The 12,967-nt window shown below is 59.7% G+C and carries 11 protein-coding genes; 3 read left to right on the plus strand and 8 right to left on the minus strand.

Going from position 1 to position 12,967, the window contains the following annotated elements; all coding sequences use genetic code 11:
• Nucleotides 1-3: 3 nt before the first annotated feature.
• Nucleotides 4-2,358, plus strand: coding sequence for a polysaccharide biosynthesis tyrosine autokinase (locus FHX16_RS09445; protein ID WP_183861624.1), 2,355 nt, complete (start codon nt 4-6; stop codon nt 2,356-2,358).
• Here FHX16_RS09445 and FHX16_RS09450 read toward each other — a convergent pair whose 3' ends face one another.
• The gene (locus tag FHX16_RS09450; protein ID WP_183861626.1) at nt 2,359-3,096 is read right to left on the minus strand and encodes a metallophosphoesterase; all 738 of its coding nucleotides are present in this window, start codon (nt 3,094-3,096) and stop codon (nt 2,359-2,361) included.
• A gap of 160 nt (nt 3,097-3,256) precedes the next feature.
• Here FHX16_RS09450 and FHX16_RS09455 point away from each other — a divergent pair, with 160 nt between their 5' ends.
• On the plus strand, nt 3,257-4,342 hold the full coding sequence (locus FHX16_RS09455; RefSeq protein WP_183861628.1) for a monooxygenase: 1,086 nt from the start codon (nt 3,257-3,259) through the stop codon (nt 4,340-4,342).
• A gap of 4 nt (nt 4,343-4,346) precedes the next feature.
• Here the strand turns inward: FHX16_RS09455 and FHX16_RS09460 are convergent, their stop codons facing one another.
• From FHX16_RS09460 to FHX16_RS09475, 4 genes are all read right to left on the minus strand, one after another.
• The gene (locus tag FHX16_RS09460; RefSeq protein ID WP_183861630.1) at nt 4,347-4,811 is read right to left on the minus strand and encodes an Rrf2 family transcriptional regulator; all 465 of its coding nucleotides are present in this window, start codon (nt 4,809-4,811) and stop codon (nt 4,347-4,349) included.
• A gap of 262 nt (nt 4,812-5,073) precedes the next feature.
• Complete coding sequence (locus tag FHX16_RS09465) at nt 5,074-6,240, minus strand: adenylate/guanylate cyclase domain-containing protein (protein WP_246712599.1); 1,167 nt, start codon at nt 6,238-6,240, stop codon at nt 5,074-5,076.
• Nucleotides 6,241-6,309: 69 nt separating this feature from the next.
• Nucleotides 6,310-7,917 carry an MDR family MFS transporter gene (locus FHX16_RS09470; RefSeq protein WP_183861632.1) on the minus strand — a complete coding sequence of 536 codons (1,608 nt, stop codon included), beginning with the start codon at nt 7,915-7,917 and terminating at the stop codon, nt 6,310-6,312.
• 114 nt (nt 7,918-8,031) lie between these two features.
• A complete protein-coding gene (locus tag FHX16_RS09475) occupies nt 8,032-9,192 on the minus strand; it encodes an HlyD family secretion protein (protein ID WP_183861634.1) in 1,161 nt (386 codons plus the stop codon).
• 135 nt (nt 9,193-9,327) lie between these two features.
• Between FHX16_RS09475 and FHX16_RS09480 the strand changes: the two genes are divergently transcribed.
• Nucleotides 9,328-10,230, plus strand: coding sequence for a LysR family transcriptional regulator (locus tag FHX16_RS09480; RefSeq protein WP_183755541.1), 903 nt, complete (start codon nt 9,328-9,330; stop codon nt 10,228-10,230).
• 9 nt (nt 10,231-10,239) lie between these two features.
• Here the strand turns inward: FHX16_RS09480 and FHX16_RS09485 are convergent, their stop codons facing one another.
• The 3 genes from FHX16_RS09485 to FHX16_RS09495 form a co-directional block, all read right to left on the minus strand.
• Nucleotides 10,240-10,497: a hypothetical protein gene (locus tag FHX16_RS09485; RefSeq protein ID WP_183755540.1), complete on the minus strand. Its 258-nt coding sequence runs from the start codon at nt 10,495-10,497 to the stop codon at nt 10,240-10,242.
• Nucleotides 10,498-10,556: 59 nt separating this feature from the next.
• On the minus strand, nt 10,557-10,766 hold the full coding sequence (locus FHX16_RS09490) for a hypothetical protein (RefSeq protein ID WP_183861636.1): 210 nt from the start codon (nt 10,764-10,766) through the stop codon (nt 10,557-10,559).
• A 73-nt stretch (nt 10,767-10,839) separates the two neighbouring features.
• Nucleotides 10,840-12,891, minus strand: coding sequence for an NAD(+) synthase (locus FHX16_RS09495; protein ID WP_183861638.1), 2,052 nt, complete (start codon nt 12,889-12,891; stop codon nt 10,840-10,842).
• Nucleotides 12,892-12,967: the final 76 nt, after the last annotated feature.

The raw sequence follows: 12,967 nt of genomic DNA on the forward strand, positions 1-12,967 counted from the left end.
GCCATGAACCAACGGAACCTGACCTTGCACAGCACCCTGCCCAAAGGGGCCGACGATTCCGATTCATTCATCGACATCGATCGCCTGATTGCCATTCTGATCCGCCGTGCCGGATCGATCGCGCTTTGCGTCGCCGCAACCGTGACGCTCGCCGTCATCTATCTGCTCTTTGCGACGGCGCAGTACACGTCGATGACCCAGATCCTGCTTGATGACAACATGGCGAAATACGCACAAGATGCGACCCCGGTCGCAAGCTCGCAGCAGGTCGACATGGAGATCGCCAGCGCCGTCGAAATCCTGAAATCGAACCAGCTTGCGCTTCGCGTGGTTGATGCCGAGAAGCTCCAGGACAATGATACGCTCCTCGATCCTCCGAAGTCCCCCGCCGCGCTGATCAAGTCGGGGATAAAGCTGGTCGTGAGCGCATTGGCTCCGGGTGGCCCACCGGCCACCGAAGCCGATGAGCGCAATGCCCGCCGCCAGAAGGCGGCCGCATTGCTTCAGGACGCCGTGACCGTATCGCGCGTCAACCGCAGTTCCGTTCTGGCGGTATCCTTCCGTTCGACCGACAAGCTTCTTGCCGCGCGGATCACCAAAGCCTATGCGAACGCCTATCTGAACGATCAGTTGAACGCCAATTTCGACGCAACGGAGAGCGCCTCCGTCTGGCTGCAGCAGCGCCTTTCCGATCTTCGCGAGCGGTCGCAGCAGGCGGCCCTCGATGTCGCAAAGTTCAAGGCTGAGAACGGCCTGACGTCCGCCAACGGCGAACTGATGTCGGAGCAACAGCTTGCCGACTTGAACAAGCAGTTGATCGTCGCCCAGGCCGACAGCGCCAGTGCATCGGCCCGGTACAACCAGTTCAAGTCCATCATCGATCTTGGTCCTGAGAGCGCCGTCAACAACGCCGCGATCTCGTCGGGCCAAGCGGATAATACGGTGATCAAGGACCTGCGCACGCGCTACGCGGCCGTAAACAAGCGTGAGCAGGAGGTCACGACGAATTTCGGGGAAGATCATCCGCAGGCCGTCGCTTTGCGTGCCGAAAAACAGGATCTGACCCGGCAGATCTATCAGGAACTGCAGCAACTGACCGCCAGCTACCGCAACGAGTTCGAAGTCACCCGCTCGCGCGAGGCCTCGCTTCGCCAGAACATCGAACACCTGACCGGCAAGAATTCGGAAGCCGACAGGTCGATCGTCCAACTCAGCGATCTCGAGCAACGCGCAGCTGCGCTGAAGACCCTCTATGAATCCTACCTCGGCAAGTACGAGGAGGCTTCACAGCAGCAGTCCTTCCCCATTGCCAAGGCTCGTGTGATCTCCGAAGCTGGAGTACCGGTATCGCCGTCGAGCCCGAAGAAGACCATGACGCTCGGCCTCGCGATCGTTCTTGGCCTGATGGCCGGCGGCGCGCTGACCGCCTTCCAGGAGTTCCGGGAGCGCTTCTTCCGCGTCGAGGGCGATGTCAGGACTATGCTTGGCCTCAAGTTCCTCGGTTATCTGCCCCGCATCGGCAAACCGACGCGAGACGGCACGATCTTCCGGCAGCGTACCAGCCCTTCCGTGGAGCCTGCCGAAGCCGCCGATTCCGACGCGACGTTCGAACGCATCATGCGCGTCGTCCTCGAAGCACCACGCTCGATCTTCGCCGAAACCCTGCGCAATGCGAAGCTTGCGAGCGACGTCATGTTCCAGGGCAAATCCGACCGCGTCATCGGCGTTGTCTCGGCAATGCCGGGAGAAGGCAAGTCGACGACGGCCGCCAATTTCGCGGCACTCCTCGCCTCCAGCGGCAAGCGCACGCTGCTCATCGACGCGGACCTTCGCAACCCGGGACTGACCCGGATGCTGAAGAATCCTCCGCAACAGGGACTTGTCGAAGCCGTTCTTGGTGAGGTTCCGTGGGCAAGCGCCGTCAAGATCGATCCGAGAACGAAGCTGGCAATCCTGCCGGTTCTGCCGAACGATCATCTAATGCACACCAGCGAACTGCTTGCTTCGCAGGGCATGTTCAATCTCATGGAGAATGCCCGCAAGATGTTCGACTACATCGTCGTCGACCTTGCGCCGCTTGGCCCGGTCATCGATGCCAAGGCATTTGCACCACAGGTGGACGGCTTCCTGTTTGTAACTGAGTGGGGCTCGACGCCGACATCAGTCGTGCGTGACCTCCTCAATGCAGAGCCGCAAATCAAGTCCAAGATTCTCGGTGTGATCCTCAACAAGACAGATATGACCGAACTCGGCAAGTTCACCAATTTCGGCGGCACGGAACGCTACCGTCATAAATACGTGAGCTACTATACCGACGAAAAGTCAAAGAAGCGGGAGCCAGCGGAAGCTGGCGCCTGATCAAGTCTGGAACAGATGCACACGCCCCTTCCACAGTCTGGCAACAGTCAGTTTGCCGCTGTGGTAGGCTGCGGTATCGAGGTTCAGTCTCTTCGGCAGCACCTCGGGCTCATCGTTCGGCGTATGGCCGTGGACGATCACCTTCGGCAGCGGCACGCGGCTCTCGAAGAAGCGATGACGGATGAAAACGAGGTCGTCGTCGCTTTGAGCGTCGATCGACAGCATGGGATCAATGCCCGCGTGCACGAAGAGCACATTCGGCGTATCGACGAGGATCGGCAAGGATCGCAGAAAGTCCACGTGCGGCTTCGGTATAGATTGCCTGATGAACCCATCGAGCTTCGCCGCGGTCGGGAAAATCCGCGGCAGTTGATCCGGATCAAGCCCATAGGACCGCAGCAGCGCGTCAGAACCCATTCGCATCCAATCCGAGAACGAAATCAGGCCATCGAGGTAATCGAGCATCGTCGTCTCATGGTTGCCGGTCAGGCAGATGCGGTCGAAGCTCTCGGGCGGAGGCGCCATCAGGTGAGAGATGACCTGCGCCGATGACGGGCCCCGGTCGATGTAGTCGCCAAGCGTGATGATCAGCTTGCGGCCTGGAATAGTCGCAGCATCATCGGTGATTGCCTGCTCTGCCTTCTGCAACAGGTCAAGCCTGCCATGAATATCGCCGATGGCGTAGATCGGAATATCGCCGGGATCCAGTTTCAGCCGCTCACGGACCGTCGAAGGCATATTGAACCTCTCATTGCGGGCGTCGAAGCGTCGTCACGCTTCGCATGTGTGCGATCAAGCGACAATAAAAATTCAATCGCTCGCGCATTCGTAGAAAAACGGCCCTTATCATTGCGCCCGTGATCCATCAATCCTACAGGCTCAACTGATCGGAGGAGCGATGGGTACCGTATCGCGGTTTCATGACCGGACAAGACCACCCGCGCACCGTATCGAAAGCGAGGAAGAGGCGATAGCCACTGCACGGCGCCTCGCCGTAGATTTCGCACTCCAGGCAAGCGAGCGGGATATCAACCGGGTCTTCCCTCGCGCTGAGCTCGATGCGCTTTTTCAGTCCGGCCTGGCCGCTGTGACAATCCCACCGGAGCATGAGGGCCTTGACGTTGCCAACGCGCTTCTCGGCGAAATTGTCGCCATCATCGCTCAGGGCGATTCTTCGATCGGCGAATGCCTGGAGCAACACTTCACCGCGCTGGAGGGGCTAAGGAATGAGCCCGACGACGAGCGCAAAACCCTCCTCTTCGCACGCGCCCTTGCCGGCGACCATTTCGTGGGTGCGACCTTCGCTGAAACGAGCGCGGCGACTCCCGTAGGGCGCCACTATCCATTGAGCGGCCGGAGCTCTCGGGTCCCCGGCATCCTTTTTGCCGATTGGATTGCCGCCGACGCCGTCGATGCCCAAGGACAGTCGCTTCGCTTCTACCTGTCTTGCGAAACCCCGGGGCTGCAGATCATCGACGATTGGGATGGTTTCGGGCAAAGAACGAACGGCGCCGGAACCGCAGTCGCCCATGATGTGACCGGCAACGGGGAAGCAGCGCGCCACACGACCGCTCCGGTCCTGGCGGCCCTGCTCCATGCGGGCACGGACCTCGGCATCGCCCGCGCCGCCCTTTCCAATCTTCGGGACGCGCCGCGTTCCGCCGCTGTTGGAAAGCTTGCGCTCTCCGTGCAGGCAGCGGCAGCGCTCGTGGAAAGCGCCGGCACCAAGTTGGATTTCGCCCAAGTAAGCCCGTCGACAGCAGCGACCGAGGCTGCCTTCTTCTCAGCGTCGGCCGCCAAGGTCATGGCGAGCAGGACGGCGCTGGACGTTGCGAACGCACTGTTCGAGTGGTCAGGTAACGATGCAACGAGCATCGGCCGGAACCTCGACCGGCACTGGAGAAACGCTCGGATTCGCGCGAACGCCACGGCCACCGACGATCTCTACCGGACCGCGGCGGCATACTATTTCGGCGATAACTGACGCCTTAGTTGGCGACCGAGATGCGGACTTCATCTTCGGCATCATCGAGCTTATTGCCCGAAGCGACGAATTGCTCGAGCGTCATGTTGTCCAAAATGTCAGCGATCGCATCCCGGACCTCGGTCATGGAACGCCGCACCTGACAGTTCTCGGGATCGGAACAGTCGTCACACGCCTCAAAGGCCGTGCGGCTGGCGCAGCGAATGGGCGCCAAAGGGCCGTCGAGGGTGCGGATAACGTGACCGATGCGGATCTCAGATGCCGGCCGCGATAGCGAGTAGCCGCCGCCAGGCCCCTTCTTCGATCGCAGAATGCCGACATTTCGCAATTCGAGCAGGATCGTATCCAGAAACTTCTTCGGAATGTTGTTGCGCGAGGCAACGTCGTTAATGAAGGCCGTTTCCCCCGGGGCAAGCCGTGCCAAGTCGACCAGCGCCTTCAACCCATACTTTCCCTTTTTCGTCAGCATTTTTTATTGCCTTGCGCCCCCCTACTCCATCCCCATTATTCAGCAAATAACGCCAAAAACGTGAACACACAACGAATAGCCATTATTTATATAGTTTATATCCGTGTTCGCCTTGCTGGGTCACAGCATAAGTGCCCAGTCGCAATTCTTGCGGCGTAACAACGTCCTCTGATCTCAATTGGTCATTGAAGCATTGACGAAGGCTGGGCACCGGCGGCCTCCAGAAGAGCCGGTGCGCCGACGTTTTGCGGCAACCTCACATTCACCGCTCGGGCAAGCAAAAGAGCTCGACCTTCTCAGCGAACCCCTTGAGCGTGTGCCAGCCGGCCGAGACAGCGGCCGCGCACGCTTCCTTCCGGAATCGGTCCGACATCAGAAGCGGAACACGAAGATCTCCGCATGCCGTCTGGATGCGGCTGACAAGATTGACATCGGGGCCGATCAACGTGAAATCGAGACGGCGGCCGGAGCCGATGTTGCCGTAGCTGACCTCGCCATGGTGTAGCGCGATGCCGACTTTCGGAGCAATTTCGCCAAACTCGAAGCGATCGATCTCCTGCAGAATATCCCGGGCGGCGCTCAATGCCGACGCACAGCTGCGGGCCGCATCGTAGCCGGGAAAGAAAGCGAGAACGGCATCGCCCATGAACTTCAGCACTTCGCCGCCTTCCCGCGTAATCGGCGGGATGACCTTGTCGAAATAGGCGTTCAGCAATTCAAGTACGCTGTTGCTGGGGAGCAGGTTCGAGATTTCGGTGAAACCGCGCAGGTCGCAAAGCAGCAGCGCGGCCTCCATGGACTCGATCTCGCCCTGCCGGATCTGCCCGGCGAGGATGCGTTGTGCCGTCAGCGGGCCAATATAGGTATCGAGCAGGCTAAGCTCGACCTGACGCATCACCCGCAATTCGCAGGTGTTACGCAAGGCCGGCAGGATTCGCTCGATAACCTGGATTTCTGCGGCCGTGAAGCCGCCTGGTCGCCGCGTACCGAAGGCGACCGCACTCACCGGCCCGTCGGCATTGCAGAGCGGCGCGATCATCAGTTGCACAAGCCCGCGGCCGGCAAAGATATCGATGCCCTGCCAGCGTCCGTGAACACTATCGCCCGGTCCGACGACAAGCGGCTCGCGACTATCCATGACTTTACGCAACGGGCTGTTGGCAAAGGTCTGACGCATGCCGTGGTTGCGATCGTGAATCTCCACCGGCTCGCCGGGTGCCCACGCAAGCGTTCGGCCGATGAGTTCCGGATGGAGCGTCATCAGGTGAAGCGTCAGGCGATCGATGGGCAGGCCGAGTGCCTGCAGGCGGCGGCCAAGACCCGATATCAAACCGGGCTCATCAAGGGCATGGCATTCATCGCCGGAGATCCACTCGATCAGCGACAGCAGCGAGTTGGTACTGCCCGCCATGCGGTCGGCTTTTGCCATCCGATTTTCGGCTTCGTCGATTTGGGCAATGCGGTTCATGGCATTTCTCCTTGGAAACGGCAGGCGACGCTAGTGAGCACCGCCTCCCGAAAGGTGGCCGGGCTTCTTCAACAGGAGCGTCGCAAGCAATGCGACGATCAGGGCGACGCCAAGCAGAAAGAAGGTGTCGCTGAAGGCCATGATGTTGGCCTGCTTGCGCAGCTTCAGCGCGATCGCAACGACGGCTTTGTGTGTGGCAACCGCCTGATCGCTGACACCATGGTTCATGAAGTAGGCTGTCAGTTTCGCGACACGATCCCGCGTGGCTTCCTCGAAGACCGAGACCGAGTTCGTCAGGATGTTCGAATGAAACTGCTCCCGCTTCGTCAGGAAGGTCTGCAGGCTTGCAATGCCGACAGCGCCGCCGAGATTGCGCATCATGTTGAACAGTGCGGACGCGGAACCCGCATTTTCCTGCTCGATACCCGCCGTTGCGATGGCCGAGAGCGGCACGAAGACAAGCGACTGTCCGATGGCGCGAATAACATTCGGCCAGAAGAGCTGATCGCTCCCATAGTCCCCGGTCATGTGGACGTTCATCAAGTTCGACGCTGCAAACAGAGCAAAACCGACGGCAATCAGCAACCGCACGTCAAAGCGCTTCATCAGGCGGGGCACCAGGGGAATCAACAGCAACTGCGGGATACCTGTCCATGCCAACACCATGCCAATCTGCTCCGAATTGTATCCTTGGATGCGCGACAGATAGATCGGCAAGACGAAAGCCGAGCCATAGAGCGCGATGCCGAGCAGGACATTCGCCACAATGCCGAAGCCGAAGTTGCGTCGCGCTAGCAGCCGGAGGTTCAATAGCGGATTCGCAGTTCTGAATTCGATGATGAGGAAGAGCGCCAACGAGACAGCAGCAACGACCGAGAGCCGGACGATGAAGTCCGATCCGAACCAATCCTCCTTGTTACCTTCCTCGAGAACGGTTTGAAGTGCGGCGAGGCCGATGGCCATCGTGATGATACCGGGCCAATCGCCCTTGGCGAGCAGGCCGAGTTTCATCGGAGCGCGATCGAGCGAGGCCCAAAGCAATCCCACCATCAACGCGCCGGGAACCAGGTTGACGTAGAAGATGAACTCCCAGCCGTAATTCTCAGTCAGGTATCCACCGATGGTCGGCCCGATCGCGGGAGCGAAAGTTGCCGAGAGTGCAAAGAGCGCCAGACCGATCGGCTGCTTGGGCTTGGGCAGCAACGTGATGATAATCGTAAACGCCATCGGGATCAGAACGCCGCCAGCAAAACCTTGGATAGCACGCAGCACGATCATCTGTTGCAGGTTTGTTGCAAGCGCGCAGGCGACCGAGAACAACAGAAACAGAATGGCATTGGTCAGAAGATACTTCCGAAGGGAAAAGACCTGGGCAAGCCAGCCGCTGAGCGGGATAACCACGATCTCCGCGATGAGGTAGGACGTCGAAATCCAGCCTCCATCGTCCTTGCCCGCGCCGATCGCGCCCTGAATATCCGCGAGCGAAGCGTTGACGATCTGGATATTGAGAACGGCCATGAACGCACCGAGCGTCGAGCCGACGACTGCGCTCCACATTCTCAATGTGCTCATTGCGGGCGCGGGATTCGAAACAGCAGCGGAGGGTGCGCTGTTGCTGGTGGCCTGAATAGTAGACATGACGCTTCTCCTTCCGGCTCTACGGAAGAGAATCTCGCGAACGAGATTCGACTGATAATTCGGAAACCGAGGCAGGACATCCAGTCAGCGTGGATAGTCCCTGACGCAGGCGACTTATTTGACAGCGGCTTTGGTGTCGATTTCCGGCTCCACGGACATTCCCGCACGCAGCAACCCGCTCATGCCCTCGTCGTCGATCACGATCTTGACCGGGATGCGCTGAACGATCTTGGTAAAGTTGCCGGTCGCATTGTCCGGAGGCAGGAGAGAAAATTCCAATCCGCTCGCCGGCGAGATGCTGTCAACATGGCCCTTGATTTCCTCGTCGGGAAAGCCGTCGACTTTGACCTCGACAGGCTGGCCGGCGCGGACATGGGTTAGTTGGGTTTCCTTGAAGTTCGCAACCACATAGACGGAATGCAGCGGCACAACCGCCATAAGCTGTGTGCCCGACGTCACGAACTGCCCGACCCGAATGGTGCGCGCGCCGACGGTGCCGTCAACGGGAGCGATGATCTGAGTGTAGGACAGGTTGAGCTCAGCCTGGTGCTGGGCGGCAGCAGCGCGATCGCGCTGAGCAGCGGCTTGGTCGCGCTGTGTCTCCAGCACGGGGACTTTCCTCTCCGCCGCGACCAATGCCGCCTGGTCTCGTTCGACCGCCGCTTGCGCCTGGTCATGAACCGCCCGACTCTGTTCCGCCCGCGATTGCGTGCCGGCGCCATTGGTGATCAACCGCTGCGAGCGAGCCGCGTCAGAACGGGCGAAATCCAGCGTTGCCTGCGATGCATCGATCGTGGCCTTCGCCTGGCCAATGATCGACTGCTGCAGTTCGATTTGCGCATCGAGATTGGTAATGGCTGCTGTGGCTGCCTTTACATCCGCCCTGGCTTGCGACAGCGCAGCCTGCTGATCGCGATCATCTATCTTGGCGAGAACCTGGCCAGCCTTCACCGTATCGTTGTCGTTGACGAGGACTTCGGCGACATACCCTGAGACCTTCGGCGCAACGGTCGTATAGTCGGCTTTCACATAGGCATCGTCGGTGGATTCGATGAAGCGACCGACGGTCCAATAGTGATGGCCGTAGTCAACCATCAGGGCGACGCCGGCCAGGAGCGCAGTGGCAATGATCGTCCGCTTGAATGCTTTGCGGCTTTTCTTGCCTGCAGGTGAGCCGGGGACGTCCGCCTTCGGGGCGAGTGGCGCTTCGGCGACCTTTGCGACGTCAGCGTCGCCGGTAACTTCGAACGCTACCTTGCGAGGTAATTCGACCATTGTCCTTCTCCAGTACTTTGCCTCGCTGGGCGAGGTTCAATTCGATGAGACGGATATGCGCTGTCGCGTGCGTTCTGATAATCTGCTTAAATCGGGAAGGATCATCAACTCAGAGCGGATAATCGGGGAGATGCAATGGACCGGCTGACAAGCCTTGCAGTGTTTGGTCGCGTGGTGGAATGCGGCGGCTTTTCCGCGGCGGCTCGTCGTCTCAATATGTCCGTCACTATGGTCGGCAATCACGTTCAGTCGCTGGAAGACAGGCTGGGTGTCAGGTTGCTGAATCGTACGACGCGCAAGGTCAGCCTCACGGAAACCGGCAAATATTACTATGAGCGCTCGGCCCAGATCCTCGCCGATCTCGAGGAAGCCGACGGCACCGCCGGTGCGATGAGTTCGACACCGCGCGGCACGCTCAAGGTCTATACCAGCGCCGCGATCGTCCGCTTTCTGCTGCCCGTTGTAAGCGAGTTTCTTGAGCTTTACCCTTCGGTCGCCCTCGACCTGAGTGTCGGGGAACGGATGATCGATATGGTCGAGGAAGGTTGCGATCTAGCGATCCGCACCGTGCCGCCGCCGGATTCGAGCCTCATTGTCAGGAAGCTGACACCGTGGAGGCACATCCTCGTATGCTCGCCAAGCTATCTTGAAAACCACCCGATGCCGCAGGTGCCGGCTGATTTGGCCAACCACAACTGCCTTCAGTATACCTACTACCCCTATGGAGACGAGTGGCGCTTTGAAGACACCGATGGCGCGCAGGTGAGCATGAGGATCGGCGGCAACATCGTATCGAACAGCGCCGAGACGCTTCGGCACCTCACGGCAACCGGCCAGGGCATTTTCCTGGCTCCGAGCTTCGTGGTGTTCGATGACATTGCCTCGGGAAGTTTCGTTCGAATGATGACCGACTATCGTGCCGTCGAATTCAGCATCAATGCCATCTATCCGAACCGCAATCACCTGCCAACGAAGGTCCGACTCTTCCTCGACCTGCTCGTTGAGCGTTTTGCAGAGCACCGGAAATGGATGACCTGAAGGGTTAGCTCAGTTCGTGTTTTGCGTCGGCGGTGGAGCAGCGCTGGGGCTGCTGGCTCCTGCCGGCGCTCTCGGCGCCGGGCTGGTGCCGCCGCCCGTCCAAACGCTGAATGCCACGACGATCACCGCGACCACGAAGACAACCGCGATTAGCAACGCCCAGGCAGAAAGACTGCGCCCTTCTCTCGACAGAGCCCTTTCCTGCGCTTCGTAGGCGGTGTGCCGTTCGGTGGAATGGTCGTCCGGCCTGTTGTCATTGGCGGTCATCGTCGCACCTCTGGCACCGAAACGCGGCCGGTGTTCGGCAAGTTCCCTGAGAGGTCAGATCAGATCAGGGGATCACGGCCCTCGGCTGCGCTGAGGTTCAGTTCACGGGCGATGTCCTCCGCATCCCTCTTGCTGAGGCCAACGAAGTCCCTGCCGTCCGTTGCCGCCGGCAAGGAGGTCAATGTGTCGACAATCGTCCACCCGCCACGTGGTTCCTGGCGAATCTCGTAGCGAGGCAGATCATCAGGGGCACAAGTTTCATCTGTCACGTTTCACCGCGGCCTCAGTGTTCTTCTCGATCATATCTGCCGCGACGAATGGCTTTTGCAAGGCGCGTTCGCCCTACCCTTTTATCTCAGGAACGTTGGCCTTCAATTCCTTCAGCCATATCCGTGCGTTGCCGTCGGACGGCGCGCGCCAATCGCCACGCGGCGACAGCGAACCGCCCGACGTCACTTTCGGGCCGTTTGGCGATGCCGACCGCTTGAACTGGCTGATCGTGAAGAACCGGAAAAGGAAAACCTCCATCCAGTGCTTGATGACAGGCAGATCAAAACTGCGGCGCTTGTCGGCGGGAAAGTGTGGCGGCCAGATTCCGGCCTCGGCATCGCGCCAGGCATTGTAGGCAAGGAAGGCGATCTTCGAAGGACGCAGGCCGAAACGCGTCGTGTAGTAAAGTGCAAAGTCATGCAGATCGTAGGGTCCGATTTTGTCCTCCGTGCTCTGCATGACGCCATTCTCATCGGCAGGGACCAGCTCCGGCGAAATCAGCGTGCCAAGGATGCTTTCCAATGTCGCGTTTGCTTCGGCGTCGAAATCTCCGGAGCGAATAACCCAGCGGATCAGATGCTGGATCAATGTCTTCGGCACCGATGCGTTGACGTTGTAATGGCTCATCTGGTCGCCAACGCCATAGGTGGACCAGCCGAGCCCGATTTCCGACAGGTCTCCGGTTCCGAGCACCAGTGCACTGCGCTGGTTCGCGGCACGGAACAGAAAGTCTGTCCGCAGACCAGCCTGAACGTTTTCGAACGTCGTATCGTAGACCGGCTTGCCGCCTGCAAACGGATGCTTCAGGTCCTTGAGCAATTGAAGGGCCAACGGCTTTATGTCCACTTCCTCCGCCGTGACGCCTATGCTGCGCATCAGCGCCCAGGCGTTCGACTTGGTGGCGTCACCTGTCGCAAATCCCGGCATGGTGAAGCAGAGAATGTCAGAGCGCGGCCAGCCAAGCTGATCGAAGGCACGGGCCGCCACGAGCAACGCATGCGTGGAATCGAGACCGCCCGAAATGCCGATGCAAAGCCGCTTGACGCCGGTAGAACGCAGCCGCTTCATCAGCCCCTGAACCTGGATGTTGAAGGTTTCATAGCAATCCTGGTCAAGACGGCTTTCATCCGCCGGCACGAACGGGAAGCGGGCAACGTCGCGCTTCAGGCCGATATCGCCCTTCGGCTTCTTGAACTGGAAAGCCACACGCCGGAACGCTCGTTCGGCGGTCAGATTGAGCGTCGCCGCATCATTGAAGGTCCCGGTCCGCAGCCGCTCCAGCCGCAATCTCTCGACATCGATATCCGCCACGCACATCTGCGATGACATCGGGAAACGATCGGTTTCAGCAAGCATAGTACCGAGTTCGTAGATGCAGGCCTGACCATCCCATGCGAGGTCCGTCGTCGATTCGCCGGGGCCCGCTGCCGAATAGACATAGGCAGACAGGCTGCGCGCCGACTGCGCCGAGCACAGGAGCTTACGTGTATCGGCCTTTCCAACGGTGATGTTGCTGGCCGAAAGGTTGGCGAGAATCGTCGCACCTGCCAGTGCGCCAAAATCGCTCGGAGGCGCCGGTGCCCAAAGATCTTCGCAGATCTCGATATGGAGAACGAAATCATCCATATCCTCGGCTGCAAAGATCAGATCGGTTCCGAAAGGTACAGTCTCGCCGGCGACGCGAATGCTGTCGCCGCGGACGCCCCGCCCGGACGCAAACCAGCGTTTTTCGTAGAACTCGCGATAGTTCGGCAGGTGCATTTTCGGGACGACGCCAAGAATACGACCGGCGTGAATGGCGACGGCGCAGTTGTAGAGCCGACCGCCAGTCTGCAGCGGAGCGCCAACGAGAAGAACAGGTGTAAGATCGCGGCTTGACCGGGCGATCTCGGCTATTGCCGCGTCCACGCCCTTGAGCAGGGCATCCTGCCCCAGCAGGTCATCGATCGAGTAGCTGGAGATTCCAAGTTCGGGAAACACCATGAGGCCAACGCCCGCGGCATGTCCCTGACGGGCCAGTTCCAATGTTGCTTGCGCGTTAAAGTCTGGATCGCCGATTTCGCAGTTCGGCGTGCAGGCGGCCACGCGGACAAAACCCTGATCATAAACCGAATAGAAATTCACCAATGCCTCCAGCATCCACGCGCCCAATGACTGACCATTACATCCAAATGCTTCCGGGCAAAACCTGCGCTCGCAC

This window comes from Rhizobium sp. BK661 (assembly GCF_024808825.1).
In the GTDB taxonomy this organism is placed as follows: Bacteria; Pseudomonadota; Alphaproteobacteria; order Rhizobiales; family Rhizobiaceae; genus Rhizobium.